Below are 14,989 nucleotides of genomic sequence, written 5' to 3' on the forward strand. Positions count from 1 at the left end.
TGCAATCGCGTTCCTCCCATTCAAGCCAGAAGTGTTTTCAGCAAGTTCAATTTTGCCTGTCCTATATCCTTTCTCATGCTGGGGCCTGTGCAGGCAATCGGGGTACACAGTTCCAGCAGACGGTCATAGATACGGGCGTGAGCGGTATCCTGCGGATTCTTCAACTCCGTCAGGGTCAGGTTCGTGGTAACGATCAGTGGTTTCCTGCTGCGGTAACGGCTGTCGATGATGTTGTAAATCTGCTCCAGCGCATATTCCGTACCGCGCTCCATGCCGAAATCGTCAATGACAAGCAGCGGATAGCCGCAGAGCCTGTCCACAACTTCATTTCGTCCGGCAAAGGCGTTGTTCAGTTCATTCATGATCCGGGCAAAATTCGTCATACAGACCGCCACTTCCTGCTCCATCAGGGCATTGGCAATACAGCCCGCCATGAAACTTTTGCCTGTACCAACGCCGCCCCAGAGCAGCAGGCCCACATTCTTTCTGTAGCGCGACACGATTTTTGAGAAATTCGGACAGGATAATTGAGAAAAAATAGCGCCGTTCTAAGAAGAAAATCTTAGGCTCGTCCCACAGCAAACGCGGCCCCCTTCAAGGTGGTCTGCGTGTACTGCGGGACGAGCCTTTGTGGTTGCCCGGGAAAGATGTAAACTGCCTTTACCTCGGGGTTTTTGCTTCACCGCTTATCTCATTCGTTGGTAGCTTCTTCCTGAGTAGCCAAATACTCAGCAACAGGAATGATATAGGCTTCGGGAAGCTCCTCGATCTCGCGCTTGCCGTTCTTGACGAGAACGGCATAGACGGCGATCATATAGGTCTTAACCTTCATTTCTGCTTACCTCCTTTTTCAAGCGTTTCAACACGGGCTTTCAGCTCCGCGTTGGACTGTTCCAGCGCAGCCAGCTCTTCAAAGAGTCCAGCGATCGCCTCGTAGAGGTCGACATTCCGTTCTTCCATCTCCTCTGCCCGGTCACGGGCGATCTTGGAGATAGGTTTTTTCGGAGTCAAATACTTCATAGCTTTATTCATACGCACCTCCGAAACCCGAGATGGAGACTTCACCCTCGAAGCCCTCATTCTTTGTGATGGTGAAACGGATATTCACGCCCCACTTGCTCGCGGTCTTGGTCTTGTTGGTGAAGTTGTAGACACGGTTGATCTGCACCATCGCCGTGATGTCCTCCCATGTGGGAACGGCGTCAAAACCGTTGTTGCACGCCTCCACCTTGGCGACCGCGCCCTCGATCTTCCACGTCGGCGTCACGAGCACCTTAGTCGCCGCTGCATCGGTCTCCTCCGGCGCGACCAGCTCGAACTTGATGACTGTCTCTTTCTTGCTGAAGGAGAATACACGGACGCTGGTGGCGAAGTTGCCGTCGACCGCCTCGATGCGGAGCTGGTGTTGTCCATTGGTAAGCGAGAGCCACTTCTCTCGGGTCAGCTCGATCGTTTCCTGCTGTCCCAGCGTTGCTTGATAGCTGCGGATCTGCACGTCATCCACGAACTCGGTGACGACCACATTGTCGCCCTCAACGTCGCTCACGGTGTAATTCTCTGCGAAACTCCCGTTCTTCAGACCGAGGGCCTTGTCCTGCCCGGAGATCGTCGGTGCGGAGTTTGTGCGTTTGAAGGTGACGCGACGGTAGGCCGTACCGCCCTTGCCGTCCGTGACGGTGATCTTGAGGGTGTTGACCGAATTAAGCCCCAGCGCATAGAGCTTCTCGGAGGTGATTGTCACGGTCAGCTCCTCGCCCTTGGGCGCATTGTTGATCGTGCGAATCGTCTCGTCGTTGAGTTCCTCCACGACGGTCAGTGTGTCGCCGTCCGCATCGTCAATGGTGTAGGCATAGGTGAAGCCGAGGTTCTTATCTCCGAGGTTGCCGTCGCTGCCGGAAATGGTCGGTGCGGAGTTTGTGCGGGTGAACGTCCACGTCCGGGTCGCTGTGCCGCCCTGTCCATCGCTGACGACGACCTTGACGGTGTGTTTACCGAGACTCAGGGAGTCGACATCGACAGAGATGGTGTTTACCAAATTTCGCGTCGGGGCAAACGACTTCGTCGTTTGCCCATCGAGCGACTCCGTCGCCGTCAAGACGTCGCCGGAGTCGGCGTCATCGACCGTGTAGGTGATCGTGAAATTGCTGTTCTTATCTCCGAGGTCTCTGTCACTGTCAGAGATCAGAGGGTCAGTGTTCAGGATTTCAAGGACGGGGCGGAAACCGAGGTTCGGGTTGGAGAACGTAGCATTGTCGTTGCTCCAGTAGCGGGCCGAATTGTACCCGCGAACCGCACGGCACGACGTATTCGAGGAATACGTCTCTTGGCACCAAGTATAGACGCCCATCCAGTTCCAAAGCTGATTATGTGCACTGCTGAGATCGGTTGAATTGAGGCTGCCGTCGAGATCGGAGGACACAGGAGCCGGAAGACCCGTGATGACCTCCTCGCGGGTGACAAACCTGTCCCACTCATTGTTGGCGGGCGTGCCGCCGGAGTACCAGTCATTTGTCGATCTGGGGCCTGTGCCACCCGTCAGGGAGCGGAGCTTGTACTTCGCGCCGTCAATGTTGACTTCCTTGCCGAAGATCCAGCCCGCGCTGTTCAGGTCGTTCCAAGTGACATTGACAAGGATGACACGGTCACAGATGAGCAGCGTCTTGTCACCATCCTTGATCTTCACCCACTGGAGCTTCTTTGCGTCGTCCGAGGGTGTATTGCCGAAGCTGTAGTTTGAAATGCCTCCGGACATTGAGGGGATATTGCCCCTACCCGCGCCCGAATATGGTTCACTGTCGTTACGCCACGGCTTTGTGGGTCTTGCCAGCGCCGCGCCGTTGTTGTAGAATCCGCCGAGCTTGACGGTTCCGAGATATTGCGCCATAAGGTAGCTCTCCTTCCGTTTTGATGAAGCGGTAGGGAGCGAAGATCTTCTTCGCCAGATTGTAGGCGCAAGCCCATCGGGCGAAGCCGAGCCACGAATTGACCGATTGGACGATCGCCGCCTTCGTGATCGTGCCCTCCTGCAGCTTCTCCATCATCCGCTTGATGCGCCGCTTCTCCCGTCGTTTCGACTCGGTACGGAGAAGCAGATGCGTCGCTTTGATTTTGAAGCCGTAGGCGTTCACACCCTGCCGCACATAGAAAATCTTGGTCTTCTGGTTGGTCTCAAGGTGCAGTCTCTCTTGGAGGAACACCTTGATCTTTGCTAACCACTCCCGGGCGATTTCCTTGTTTGGCGCTATGACGACGACATCGTCCATGTAGCGCGTGTAGAGCGTCGCACCGAGGAAGCGGATGCAGAATTGATCGAGCTCGTTGAGGTAGATGTTGGCAAAGTCCTGAGAACTCACATTTCCCAGCGGAATCCCTCTCTCGCCCTCCGGCGAGCTGTCGATCACTTTGCAAAGAAGCCTGTAAAAACGGAGGAAGTCCTCGTATTTCTCGGGGTACTTCTTCTTGAGCTTCTTGAACCGCTTCGCGATGATCTGCTTGAGCACGCTGCGGTCGATGCTGTAGAAAAACTTGCGGACGTCGATCTTGATGACCGTCGCCTCGTCGCCCCACTTCATGCGGGCGACCCTCATGTCATGCTGTACGTTGAAGGCAGCTCGGATGGGGCCTTTTCCGTACATACACGCAAATGAACGGTTGACGAATACCGGGCGGAAGATCGTCTGCAGCTCCTGATGGATGACGAGCTGCACGATCTTGTCCCGCAGCGGCGGGATGTGAAGACTGCGCTCCTTCGGCTCCACGATGATCCTGTGCCGATACTTTCCCGGCGTGTACTCACTAACGCCCGCCTGTCTTGTTTTCTCAATTTTCTTGAGATCGCGCCACAGGCGCACGTTGTTCACCTCGGAATAGAGGTCGTAGAGCACGGCCTCCCGCGTGAACTTGCGGCTGCCTCGCAAGGCGGTCTTGTAGCCCGCCTCGATCGCTGACCAGCCCACGGCGTCCTCATAGCTGGAGGGTGGAGGGATCGGCGGCACGAGGGCTTTCTTGGTGCTCTTCGTGTTGTAGAGCATAATGGGGAATTTCGTCATTCGTGGCATCCTTTCCTTTTAGAACGGCTTGGCACCCATGACGCGGGTTGCTACCCACATTGTAGACCTCCCTCCGCCTCCCAATACGAGAGGGCGGGCGAAGCTCAGTCACTGTTTTTACGCCGTTTCACAACATGGCGAAGGATTACCTCTCCCTTGAAGTATAACAAGGACACGCACCTGAAGCCGTGGCCGCAGATGACGTAATAACCTACAAGGCGGGGCGGAAACCGAGGTTCGGGTTGGAGTTCGTAGCATTGTTGTTGTTCCAGTTGCGGGCCGAATTGTACCCGCGAATCGCACGGTTCGACGCCAGACAGAGATAACCCTGAGTAGGTGCTGTACTTTTTCTGATGGTCTATTTTCGGTTGTTGATGAAGAACTTTTGCAGTCCTCCAATGATGCGCCCGATCTCCTCGAGCTTTCCTTGCAGTTCCAAGAGTTTCTTCTGCGTGATGTACTTCTGGTTCTTGGCGACACCTAAAAGCACGAGCAGCAGTGTCTTCTCTGCGTCCGCCTCATCCAGCCACATGAGCCGTCTGTTGACGTTCGTGAGGTTGTTGGCCATAACAGCCGCTCGGATGAGCTTGTAGCAGGATTGCTTGATCTCTTGGCACAAGGAGAACTTCTCGGAGGCGGGGAAGTTTTTCAGCAAGGGGTATATATCCCTTTCGAGAAATATCTCAGTTTTCTTTTGTAGGACTGACGGCTCTGCCATGATACACACACCTCTTTTCCCGAACGCGGGCAAGCTCGGCGTGATCACCATAATATTCGAAGCCGTAGTCCGTGAGTTTGATCCTGACAGGCTTGCCGCTGATGATGCTGTGCCCTGTGATGAGGACGTCGGCGTCCCCTGTGAGGGACAGCCCCGCCTCCGTCTGCAGGTTCAGCACGCCATCCGGCAACCCGCCGCACTTCTCGCATACCGGGGCCAGCTCCACGAGCAAGCTCCCGATGATGCAGCTTGCTTCCTTGCGGCTGCAAGCGACCTTATACATAGATTTTTCGCGCCACAGAGTCATAAATCCCTGACGTGATCGCGACCGAGGTCACGGTGTTGAAGTTGATGAGAAAGACATTGTTGACCATGTTGTTCAGCGTCGCATCCTTCAACACCTTAATCTCTTTCTGCGCGTCGGCAATCTGAGCCTCATGGAGAATGACCGCTTCACGGTTTGCGAAAATGCCTTCGTCCATGTGGTTCATATTCACCTGACTCACAGGCGTTCCTTCCTGAATGACCTCTCCCGTCTCAATGTCTTGGACGTGATCGAGCCACCCGATTTTTTCATAGGCTTTCATTGCTGCTTTCGACCTCCACTTCTAAGATATTATATTTGAAGGCTATATAAAGCCCCTTGCCCGGTGTTTTTGTGAAGACCCGTTCGCCCGCTGACGCGATGATGTCGCCGTCTTTGTCCACGAGCTGCACCTCGGCGACGTCACCGATCACGGTATCGTCGAAGTAAATGTAGACCCTTGCGCTTGCGCCCTGCACGAAGCGGCGGAATGGCTCCGCTGTCTGTGGCACACCGTTGAGCGTGTAGTCCGCATGATCGACCGAGTCAACGAACCGCTGCCCGATCTTCTGGATACCGATAGAAGTCAATGTTTTCATTCTGCTGCGCCTCCTTTCGCGTTGGTAGAGCAGCGCGTAGAGGTGGAGCATCTCAGGTAGACCTTTGCACCCTGCGCCGCCTTCGAGCCCACCTCAATGTCCGAGGCGAAGCCCTGATAAATGGTGTACGCGCCGAAGTGATAGAACTCCTCGGAGGCTGCAAATGTGCCGGCTCTCGGGAAGGGATTGCCGCCGCCCGATGCGCCGCCTTGCGCCATGACCGTCGAGGCCACGAGATGTCCTTCACTGACGATATGCGGCCACACGCCGCACACGATCTCTCCGCACCTTGGATAGCGTGAGAAGCCTGTCTGAAGCTGGGATTGAATAATGAGCCCGCCGATGGTCTCCATACCGTAGGCGGGCTTACTGCTGCCCTCCTTGACCTTGCGGACTTGCCCGTCGATGACCGAGAGATTTGTGACGCCGCTGGGCTTGGAACTGTTCAGGAAGATGATGAACTCAGCCCAGCGCTCCGCATCCTGATCGGCGAACAGTTCAATCCGGCTGCGGTCGTAGCCGAGCGCGGTCAGCGCGTAGAGAACGCCGCGCCGCGTGCCGCTCCACTGTGAGATGATCCCCTTCATGGACAGGCGCGTCCGATAGGCTTCAGCGTCCTCGCCCTCCAGTCGCGGCATATCCCGGTCTTGCCCATGCACGGGGAGCATGACCTCTGAGCAGCTTACTACGTTCGCCTCGCTGCGCACGCGGAAGATCGCCGCCTTCAGGTCGTCGAACTCGCGCCCCATGACCTTGAAGAAGATGCGGAGCTGGTTGACCGTCTTCCGGCCCTTCTTCAAGGGAGCGAAGAGCAGATCAAACATATATTCCCCGAAGGTTTCAAACTGCTTCATCCGCTCACTCCCTTTCGACCGTCACGGAGACGTCGCCGAGGGTGATGACCTTGTCCTTACCCAGCTTCACATCCGCCTCCGGCTCGGAGACCGCCGCGTTGGTGGCCCCACTGTAGCCGCTGCGGATCGCGTGGTTGATGTCGGACAGGGTCAGCTCGTTGAGCTTGCGGCTGCGGCGCACGGCCAGCAGTTCGGTGAGGATCGCCTTGACCCGGTTCTCCACCGCCTCGTCCGTGTCCGCCGTGTCGGTCGTGACTGTGACGGAGATATTCTGCGATACGGTCACAGAGGACTTCACGAGAATATTATCATACGGGCCAGCGATCTTGTCAACGGCTTCTCTTACTGCCGCAAGCAGTCCCTCCGTTGCCTCGCCCGCCGTGCCTGTTACGATGACGTCCACCGTGCCCTGCCCGCGCGGGTGGTTGCAGTCGGCCTGTGCGAACAGTACGCCGGGGACGGACTCCGCCGCGTCAACGAAGGTGTCCTCCGTCGCCCGCTGCGCCAGCTCCGACCACGAGCGGAGTGTCCGCGCCCTCGCGCTCTCGTCGTCCTCGGTGTCGCTACCTTCCCGCACGATCCAGTCCTCGGCGTTGCTGAATGTGACGTCGCCGAGGTAGGTCAGCGTGCGCACGATCTGCCCTGCGGGGACGTTGTAGCGGCTGCCCTCTGTCTCGGCCTCCACCAGCACGTCCACAGAGGACGCGCCCTTTTGCAGCGTCGCCGCCTCCAGTACGAAGAAGCGCAGCTCCTCGCCGTTGATGTCGAGGATGCTCTTGAAGACGTGGCCCTTGGGGATCTTGACCGCCTCGCCCGTCATGTCGGTGCGTCTGACGGTGACGAAGCCCTGCGTCTTCTGCGCCTTCTTGCGCTTTTTGGAGTAGTCCGCCATCTTCAGGTCGAGCCACGCGCCACCCGCGTGGGAGACGAACATATTGTTCAGCACGGCGCGGAGCAATTCAATGACCTCGACCTTGATGCGCAGCACGATCATGAGCATCGTGTAGAACACGCCGCCCGAATGGAAGTTGCTGATGACGAAGCCCTCGTCTTTCAGTTCCTCGACCTTCTGCTCCTTCAGCTCGTCCAGCGTAGGCAGAGGGAGCACGGCGTCCAGTATTTCCTTGTCGATCATTCTGATACCACCTCCACGCTCACCGCGCCGATGATGACGTCCAGCTCGCGCCGCTCGTCCTCCTCCGCGAAGCGGAAGGAGCAGTGCAGCACGACCGCGTCATCCTCGAACGCAATACTGATCTCAATGCTTTCCGGGAGGATGACCTCCCGCTTCTGCAGCTTGAGCCGCACCCGCTGGGTGATCTCCAGACGGGTCAGCTCCGTGTCCTCGGACTGGATGAAGTCGTACAGGCCCCAGCCGAACTCGGCGTCGTAGAAGACATCTCCCGGCTGCGTGAGCGCCTCGAGGACGATGTTCTGATACAGGCACTCCAGCCCCGAGCAGAGCGGCGCGTCGCCGTCTGTGGCCTGTGTGAGCTGCCACTCGCTGTTGAGCCGGATGTCCGTATCGTTCAGGCCCGTCATAGCTCCACCTCCCCGATGATCGCCGGGGTGAGGTCGCCGTAGGGAAGCGCGACGGCCACGACCGCCCCGGCCTTGAACTGTTTCTTAGACTTAATTCCCGGAAGCACGGGATAGTTGGCGTCAGGGTTGCCGAAGCGGTCGATGACGGTGAGTTTGTACTCGTACCAGTAGGAGGTGATGTGCGCCTTGAACACCTCGCCCGTCACTTCGTTGTGGACGATCAGTTCCTCAATGTCAAAGGCGTCGCTCTTTGCCGCCGAGTCGATGGTGGCGAATACGGCGGCGGGGAGCTTCAAATGCGGGAAGTCCTGCGCCAGCGTCTTCTTCATAACGGACGCGACCATTTCTTCGAGCACGTCGGTTTCCTCCTTTCGGGGTCAGAAATAGATGTAGGTGCGGATGAAGCCGGAGTCGTTGGTCTTGCTGACCACCTTGGAGACCTCGACCTCACCGCTCACCTGCGGATGGATGAGGTTTATTTTGTGGGAGTGCTTGATGAATGGCGCGGAGACCGTCTCCAGCTCCCACACGCCGCCCGCGCGGCGCAGGTTTAGGATGTTCACGCCGCGCTCGAAGGTGTAGACCTTCTTCTGTTCCGGCTTCTCGTCCCAATAGAAGACGCCGCCCGAGAAGAAGAACGGAACACGAAGCCCCCACGCCGCATTGACGGTGTTGATCGCTTGGACGGCGGTCTGCCTCCGAATGGGGAGCATTTTGCGCGTCGGGTAGGTCTTGCTGGAGAGCTTCATCTTGGACAGGCCCGCCTGTGCAAGGAAGTACGAGATCAGCTCCTGCGGCGTGGTGTCGAGGAAGGTGTCGTTGATGATCGTCTCCTCCATGAGCAGCATCTCATCCTTCAGCGCGACCTCGTTGGCATACGTCCCGCCGTCGTAGTTGCCGGAGACGAAGCCTGTGAACACGTCCTCCAGCGTGCCGTCATAGCCGAGCTGGATGGTGGCGGGGTCTTTCTTCTTGAGCGAGAGCTTCGGGCGGAACTGGCTCGTGAAGCGGATCTTCGCCCAATCATAATACGAGGACTTCGAGGAATAGATCTCAAGCTCCACGCCTTCCTCGAAGGTGTAGGAACCGGCCTGTGCCGAGATCTGCGGGTAGTACAGTTCTTTCGTTTCCACTGTGGCCTCCTTAGTACGGCATGGCGGTCACTTTGTTCATCGCCGCCGTGGTGTCCGCGTCATCTCGTGCGGGGGATTCGCCCCGGTCGTTGCTCAGGTAGCTCTTGTAGTCCGCTTTCAGATTGCTCGCCGCGCCGCCGCCGGACTTGCCGGAGCCGGAACTGGAGCCGGACTTTGCCGTGATGGTCTGCGGGATGTACTCCCACAGCTCCAGCGTAGCCGTGAGCTGCCCGCGCTTGTTTTCGCCCTTGTGGGACAGCTTCTTGAAGATGACCTTCTCCACGCCGTGGGCGGCGGTGTCCTCGCTGATGATGGGGATGGGCTGCGGCACGCTCTGCCCGGGCGATCGGAAGATCGCCCGGAGCGTTGCGTATCGCTGGTACTTGGTCTGCGAGGGCGTATCGTCGATGATCAGCTCGATGTTGACCTTGGCGTCCTCGTAGCCCGTTGCCTGTTTCGGCTTGGTGGCGCTGCCCTCGACCTCCTGCTCGTCCACCTTCGCGGTCTCAATGACCTCGATGCTTTTGACGAGACCGGGGAGGACGACGCCGTTGAGCTTGATCAGCTCGTCTTCTACATAGATCATAGCGTCCTCCTTCCTTATGCCGGGGCCGGGACGGCGTCCTCGTCGTCGCCGGGTTCGCCGTCCTCGTTGGCCGCTGCGTAGTCCTCGACCTCCTGCAAAAGAGCGAGGAGCTGCTGCAGGTCTTTGATCTTCTTGAGGTCGACCGGGACGAGCAGCTTGTGGATGATGACCTGCTTGCCCTTACCGGAGCTGCCCTCATCGCTGCTCTCGTCCTTGTCCTTCTTCCCGCCGCCGAGGTCGACCTTCTTCTCCGGCTTGCGGTCAAGAGCGCCCTGCACCTGCTGGAGGCTCTTGTTCATCGCCTCTGCCGGGGCGTCGCCCGCAAGCGTCAGGCCGTGAGCGTAGGTAGTCATGGTGCGTTGGCCGGACAGGGTCAGCGTGGACAGCGGCCCCTCCTTCGCGTCAGAGAACGGGAGGAGGTTGCGGATCTTCTGCAAGCCGCCCTTTACGGCCTCGACCGCGCTGCTGAAGGCGGACTTGATGCCGTTTGCAAAGGTGGACACGATCCGTTTGCCGGACTCGAAGAACCACGTGACCGCGCCGGAGACGGCGTTCTTGATGTTGTTCAGGCCGTTGGAGAAGGCGGTGCGTGCGTCGGTGAACTTCTGTGAGATGCCTTGGACGATGTTGCTCATGGCCGTCGAGAACTTCCCACGGATCTCCGAGAGCTTGCCGCCCGTGAGGTTGTCGATGAAGGTGTAGCCCGCTGTGTACCAGCCCTTGACCGCCTCCATCGCCGCCGCTGCGACGCCGGAAATGCCGCCGCCGTGTTCCTCGTAGGCCGTCTTGATGTTGGACAGCTTCTCGGACACGGTCGCCTTTGCCGCGTCCATGACGGAGCCGATCACGTTCCCGATGCCCTCAAACACCGACTTCGCGACCGAGCCCACCGCCGTCAGCGTTTCCTTGAAGAAGTTGATGACGGAGTTGACCGCATTGCGGAACCACTCACACTTGTTGTAGAGTAGCACCAGCGCCGCAATGAGGGCCACAATGCCAATGACGACCCATGTGACGGGGTTGGCCAGCAGCGCCGCCGTGAAGCTCCACACCGAGGATATGAGTGGTGTGAGCGCCCCTCGCGCCAGTGCGAAGCCGCCCTTGAGTATCTTGAACGCGCTGACCGTTTTTGTCACGACGAGGCCGACGCCGGAGATCAGGGCGATCAGCGTGCCGCCTACAGCGAGGAAACCGCCCACCGCAAGAACGATGAGCATGATGACCTTGACGAGCTCCTGGTTCTTCTCGATCCACGAGCCGACCTTCGTCAGCACGCCCTCGCCCTTGCTCATCAGGTCGTTGACCGTGGGGAGCAGGGAGTTTCCGATGCTCTCAGTGACGTTGTGGATGCGCTGCTTGAGTCGCTCGAAGCGTTCCGGCTCCGTCTCCTGAATGGCGGAGGCCATCTGCTCCGTGACCGACACGCCCTTTCCGAGCGAGCCGTACATATTGACGATGTTGTCCTGCAGGTCGCCGACCTTGTTATACATCAGGTCGATGAGCGCTACGGCCTCGGTGTCGCCGAAGGCTTTCTGCAGCTCCATCTTTTCGGCGGCGTCCATTGTCTCGCCGAACTTGCCCCGCAGGATGTCGAGGATCTCCGGCATACTCAGGAGCTGGTTGTTGGCGTCTGTGAACTTGAGCCCCAGCGCCTCGCCGCCCTTGGTGGCGCTGCGGAGGAAGGCTTTGTATTTCGTGCCCGCTTCCGCGCCGCCCATCGTTGCTTGCAGCATACCCAAGACGGAGAGCTGCTCTTCCAGCGGCACCTGCGCCGTGGTCGCCGATGCGCCGAGGTTCTGGATTGCCTGTGCCATGCCGGAGCCGGAGGTCTTGAACGCTCGGACGGCGTCGGAGATGCCAGCCGAGAACATCTCGCCGAACTCCATGTCGCTCAGGTCGCTGTAGTAGTCTTTATAAATGCCGTAGCCTGTGGCAAACAGCGAGGTCATCTCGCCCGCCGTGGACTTCGTCGCCTTTGCGGTCAGGGCCGCGAGGCTTGTGAACTCTGCGACGCCCTCATCAGAGAGGGAGGCGATGCCGCTCTTGATGTCGTAGGCCGCGCTGATGAAGTCCGCCTTCGACGTGCCCGCCCACTGATCAGAGAAGCTGCGTGCGGCGTTCTCGACCGCTTTGAGGTCTTGGACACCCAGCGAGGCCAACTCGCCCAGCGCACGCCGCGTTTCAAAGGTCGCCTCTACCGGGGCGAGCACAGCGTTTACGATCTGCGAGCCCGTCTCCTGCATCACCGCACCCGCCTTTGCCATGTTTCCGAAGGTCTGGCTTGCGGCGTCCAGCTTGGAGACGTTTGCGCCGACCTTGGACGCCACGCCCGCCATCGGCCCGGAGAGGTTGTCGATCATGTTCATAATGAGCGACAGCTTAAATACGGACTCTAAACTCATTTTCTGCTTTCACCTCCAGTTTGAGATAGAGGCGGAAAACGATCGGCGACGGGAGGCCGTCACTCGGGGAACGCTCGCACGATCGCCCGGGCGACGATGCCCTCCTCAAGCTCCTGCATGAAGCGGGCCTTTGCGACCCATCCGAGGAACTCGTCGACGTCGTCAATCGTTTCGGGGTCAAAGGTCTCTAAGAGAGGCGGAGGCACAAAACGATAGATCTCAAGGAGCCCGCGCTCCACGAAGCTCTCCCGTACCTCCGCGACCCGTTCTCTTAGAGCTTCTTCAAATTTGCCGTACCCGTCAGGCCGAGGATCTCCGTCAGCTTATTGCCGATGGAGATTGCGATGCCGGGGTTCTCCTCCATGTCCTTCGTCAGACGCTCGGCGTCCTCGTCGATGACCGCGTCCAGCATGAACGTCTTGCTCGCCTTGGTGATGCCCTGTGCAGCGGTCTTGATGTAGCGGTCATAGCTGGGGACGGTGGGGCGCTTGAAGTAGTAGGAGAACTCTTTCTCGCTCTCATCGTCCACAGGGACGGTGATGCCGACGCGGTAGAGCTTGCCGCCGTACTTGGCCTTGAGCTGTTCCTCGCTGCTGCGGGCGGGGGTCTGGTTGTTGGCGCTTTCCATAGTGTGACTTCCTCCTTGTTATTCTCAAAAATGTTGTCCTTAGACGGGTGCGACGCCGTCCTGATACACGCCGCCGACGATCATCATGTCGACGTCGACGGTGAGGCTCTTGTCGCCCTGCGCTGCCTTATTGCTGCGCTTGGAGAACTTGACCTTCTTCAGCTCGTCGATCTTCGTGCGTGCGCCCTCGTTGGCGTAGGAGACGATGATGGAGGGCAGCTCCATCTTGTAGAAGGGAACGCCCTTCTGCTTGCAGTAGGCCAGCAGATCGTCGTAGTCGTCGCGGAGCATGGAGAGCTTGCCGGACGCCTTATAGTTGCCTGTGCCGTAGCCGCGCGGCTTGGAGCCGGAGCCGTAGACTTCCTCTATCTCCAGCTCGTCGTCATAGCTGATCTCCTGCACCTGAATGTTCAGGCCGGGGATTTTCAGATCCACGTCGCCCCAATCATAGGCTTTTCCGTTTACCTTCAGCATTGCCTGTCCTCCTCCCTTAGTTGCTGCTCAGAGCCGAGCGCCCGATGTCGATAACGACCTCGCGGATATAGCCTCTGGAGAGGTAGCGGATGATGACGCTCATGGTCTCATCTTCGAGGAAGGTATCGTAGCAGCTCTCGTCCACGGTGGTCTCATAGGAGCTGATCTCCTTGTCCTCCACCATGCGGTCAAGCGGCACGCTGATGAACTTCGCCCGCGCGTCCAGCTCGCCCTGAATGTCCTCAAGGTCGATGTCGTCGTTCTTGAACTGCAGCGCCTTCTTGCGTGTCTCGCGGATGATCTTGTTCTTCACACGCACATCCTCGGCATAGCGGAAGTCGCTGCCGTCCTTGCACATCATCTTCGTGTGATAGACAAAGATGTCGTCAAGGCCGTCGTACTCGCGGAAGGTCATGTAGCCCGCGACGTCCAGCAGTTCAATGACGGTGCTGTCGTAGCCGATGGGAACCAGCTCCAGCAGCTTCGTCTTGGGGAAGCCCAGCGCGTCCTCGTCCTTGGTCTTGCCGATGGACACGCTCACCTTCGTCATGGCGTAGCGCCCGGAGGCGAGGCCCGCGAGGTTGACAATCTGCGTGGTGCCGTCCAGCCGCACAAGGCGACCCCATGCGGCGCAGACCTGAATGTCGGAGTTCTTGATCCGCTTACGGTCTGCCTCCATCTGCAGCGCCCAATCGCTCAGGTCACCATCCGCCTCGTCGGCGGGATAGGCGGCCTCCATGAGGAAGAAGCAGGGCTTGTGGCAGACCGTCATCAGCTCCTTCTGCGCTTCACTGACCGCCTCCCACAGCTCCACCGTGCTCCCGCCGACTATGTGGACGAACTCGAACTCCTCGCTGAAGGTCTTGATCTTCTCAATCGCGCCCAGCACATCGCCGTTCGTCATGCTCGGTGCAGTGGTCTTGAGGGTGTAGGTGTCGCGCACGAGGAAGGAACTGGGCTTCTGATCCGGCGAGCTCGCCTCGGTGAACTTGATCGTCAGGCCCGTGCCCTCGATCTCGTAGCTGCCAGTGACGGGGACGGTGATCTCATCCGAGAAGTTGTCGCCGTCGATGGAGTAGACGAAGGCTGCGGTGTTGAGCCCGCCCTGCGCGGTGAAGCGCACGGTGAGCGCGTAGGCGTTGTTGGGCGAGCCCTGCACGGTCACGCTGCCGCCGCCGTCGCCCGTCTTCGTGACCTCGCCGATCGTGCCAGCGGTGCTCGCGGCGACGGGGATGCAGAACACGCGGGCCGCGCCGCCCTGCACCGCGTCCATGACCGCATCGGCCAGCGGGGACAGGCCCAGCTTGGACTTGATGGTGCTTGCGCCCATGCTGCCGAGGATGGTGATGGGCTTTTCGGTGACAGAGGGGGAGACGCCGATCTTGATGTGCAGACCGTCGCCCGTTGCCGTGGCGAAGCCGAGCAGTCCGTCCGTGACGTTGCTGCGTACATCTCTAAGCATTACTTCCTCGCCTCCTTGCTCTTACGCCCGTTCATCGGGCTGTTGTTGAACTTGGCGACGGCGGCGAGGAACTCGTCCTCCGTCATCGCCTTACCGGGCCGCCAGCCATTCGCGGCGCATACGCCCGCGTAGGTGGCACGCCCGACCTTGTGCTGCTCACGGAGCTTGTCGATCGGCACAAGCTCCGGTGCGGCAGCGCCTTCCGGCTTCTGTGTTTTAGTCGCCATCTGTAGGCTCC

At 59.0% G+C, this 14,989-nt stretch carries 20 protein-coding genes and 1 pseudogene; all 21 read right to left on the bottom strand.

What is annotated here, in order from left to right; genetic code table 11:
• Positions 1-20 precede the first annotated feature (20 nt).
• Positions 21-485 (bottom strand): annotated as a pseudogene (locus tag ACGHUK_RS08990) (ATP-binding protein); the annotation flags it as partial.
• A 206-nt stretch (positions 486-691) separates the two neighbouring features.
• Complete coding sequence (locus tag ACGHUK_RS08995; RefSeq protein ID WP_005936359.1) at positions 692-832, bottom strand: CD1375 family protein; 141 nt, start codon at positions 830-832, stop codon at positions 692-694.
• Entirely contained in the window at positions 829-1,032 is a 204-nt protein-coding gene (locus ACGHUK_RS09000) for a transcription factor (protein ID WP_390574084.1), read from the bottom strand. The genes ACGHUK_RS08995 and ACGHUK_RS09000 overlap by 4 nt, the downstream gene beginning before the upstream one ends.
• Positions 1,025-2,884: a hypothetical protein gene (locus ACGHUK_RS09005; RefSeq protein ID WP_390574086.1), complete on the bottom strand. Its 1,860-nt coding sequence runs from the start codon at positions 2,882-2,884 to the stop codon at positions 1,025-1,027. The genes ACGHUK_RS09000 and ACGHUK_RS09005 overlap by 8 nt, the downstream gene beginning before the upstream one ends.
• On the bottom strand, positions 2,799-4,049 hold the full coding sequence (locus ACGHUK_RS09010; RefSeq protein ID WP_390574087.1) for a reverse transcriptase/maturase family protein: 1,251 nt from the start codon (positions 4,047-4,049) through the stop codon (positions 2,799-2,801). Before ACGHUK_RS09010 ends, ACGHUK_RS09005 begins: the two co-directional genes overlap by 86 nt.
• Positions 4,050-4,407: 358 nt before the next feature.
• Positions 4,408-4,767 (bottom strand): four helix bundle protein, encoded by a 360-nt coding sequence (locus ACGHUK_RS09015; protein ID WP_005936347.1) that lies wholly within the window; start codon positions 4,765-4,767, stop codon positions 4,408-4,410.
• Positions 4,733-5,050 carry a hypothetical protein gene (locus ACGHUK_RS09020; RefSeq protein WP_005936344.1) on the bottom strand — a complete coding sequence of 106 codons (318 nt, stop codon included), beginning with the start codon at positions 5,048-5,050 and terminating at the stop codon, positions 4,733-4,735. Before ACGHUK_RS09020 ends, ACGHUK_RS09015 begins: the two co-directional genes overlap by 35 nt.
• A complete protein-coding gene (locus tag ACGHUK_RS09025; protein ID WP_390574089.1) occupies positions 5,043-5,354 on the bottom strand; it encodes an inorganic polyphosphate kinase in 312 nt (103 codons plus the stop codon). Before ACGHUK_RS09025 ends, ACGHUK_RS09020 begins: the two co-directional genes overlap by 8 nt.
• Positions 5,341-5,670, bottom strand: a complete 330-nt coding sequence (locus ACGHUK_RS09030) for a hypothetical protein (protein WP_005936339.1) — start codon at positions 5,668-5,670, stop codon at positions 5,341-5,343. Before ACGHUK_RS09030 ends, ACGHUK_RS09025 begins: the two co-directional genes overlap by 14 nt.
• Positions 5,667-6,524 (bottom strand): serine/arginine repetitive matrix protein 2, encoded by an 858-nt coding sequence (locus ACGHUK_RS09035; protein ID WP_390574091.1) that lies wholly within the window; start codon positions 6,522-6,524, stop codon positions 5,667-5,669. Before ACGHUK_RS09035 ends, ACGHUK_RS09030 begins: the two co-directional genes overlap by 4 nt.
• Positions 6,525-6,528: 4 nt before the next feature.
• On the bottom strand, positions 6,529-7,659 hold the full coding sequence (locus ACGHUK_RS09040; protein WP_390574092.1) for a baseplate J/gp47 family protein: 1,131 nt from the start codon (positions 7,657-7,659) through the stop codon (positions 6,529-6,531).
• On the bottom strand, positions 7,656-8,066 hold the full coding sequence (locus tag ACGHUK_RS09045; protein ID WP_005936329.1) for a hypothetical protein: 411 nt from the start codon (positions 8,064-8,066) through the stop codon (positions 7,656-7,658). Before ACGHUK_RS09045 ends, ACGHUK_RS09040 begins: the two co-directional genes overlap by 4 nt.
• Positions 8,063-8,422 (bottom strand): carbamoyl-phosphate synthase subunit L, encoded by a 360-nt coding sequence (locus tag ACGHUK_RS09050; RefSeq protein ID WP_390574094.1) that lies wholly within the window; start codon positions 8,420-8,422, stop codon positions 8,063-8,065. Before ACGHUK_RS09050 ends, ACGHUK_RS09045 begins: the two co-directional genes overlap by 4 nt.
• Before the next feature lie 21 nt (positions 8,423-8,443).
• Positions 8,444-9,199: a serine/arginine repetitive matrix protein 2 gene (locus tag ACGHUK_RS09055; RefSeq protein WP_390574096.1), complete on the bottom strand. Its 756-nt coding sequence runs from the start codon at positions 9,197-9,199 to the stop codon at positions 8,444-8,446.
• A gap of 10 nt (positions 9,200-9,209) precedes the next feature.
• Positions 9,210-9,785: a transcriptional regulator gene (locus ACGHUK_RS09060; RefSeq protein WP_390574097.1), complete on the bottom strand. Its 576-nt coding sequence runs from the start codon at positions 9,783-9,785 to the stop codon at positions 9,210-9,212.
• A gap of 14 nt (positions 9,786-9,799) precedes the next feature.
• Entirely contained in the window at positions 9,800-12,151 is a 2,352-nt protein-coding gene (locus tag ACGHUK_RS09065) for a phage tail tape measure protein (protein ID WP_390574099.1), read from the bottom strand.
• A 95-nt stretch (positions 12,152-12,246) separates the two neighbouring features.
• The gene (locus ACGHUK_RS09070; RefSeq protein WP_390574100.1) at positions 12,247-12,426 is read right to left on the bottom strand and encodes a hypothetical protein; all 180 of its coding nucleotides are present in this window, start codon (positions 12,424-12,426) and stop codon (positions 12,247-12,249) included.
• A gap of 32 nt (positions 12,427-12,458) precedes the next feature.
• Positions 12,459-12,815, bottom strand: a complete 357-nt coding sequence (locus ACGHUK_RS09075) for a hypothetical protein (RefSeq protein WP_390574102.1) — start codon at positions 12,813-12,815, stop codon at positions 12,459-12,461.
• A gap of 39 nt (positions 12,816-12,854) precedes the next feature.
• Positions 12,855-13,289, bottom strand: coding sequence for a hypothetical protein (locus ACGHUK_RS09080; RefSeq protein WP_227145891.1), 435 nt, complete (start codon positions 13,287-13,289; stop codon positions 12,855-12,857).
• 16 nt (positions 13,290-13,305) lie between these two features.
• Positions 13,306-14,751, bottom strand: a complete 1,446-nt coding sequence (locus tag ACGHUK_RS09085; protein ID WP_390574104.1) for a DUF2586 domain-containing protein — start codon at positions 14,749-14,751, stop codon at positions 13,306-13,308.
• Positions 14,751-14,978 carry a hypothetical protein gene (locus ACGHUK_RS09090; protein WP_005936300.1) on the bottom strand — a complete coding sequence of 76 codons (228 nt, stop codon included), beginning with the start codon at positions 14,976-14,978 and terminating at the stop codon, positions 14,751-14,753. Before ACGHUK_RS09090 ends, ACGHUK_RS09085 begins: the two co-directional genes overlap by 1 nt.
• Between the last annotated feature and the right edge of the window lie 11 nt (positions 14,979-14,989).

This window comes from Faecalibacterium sp. i25-0019-C1, from assembly GCF_042854225.1.
Lineage (GTDB): Bacteria > Bacillota > Clostridia > Oscillospirales > Ruminococcaceae > Faecalibacterium > Faecalibacterium taiwanense.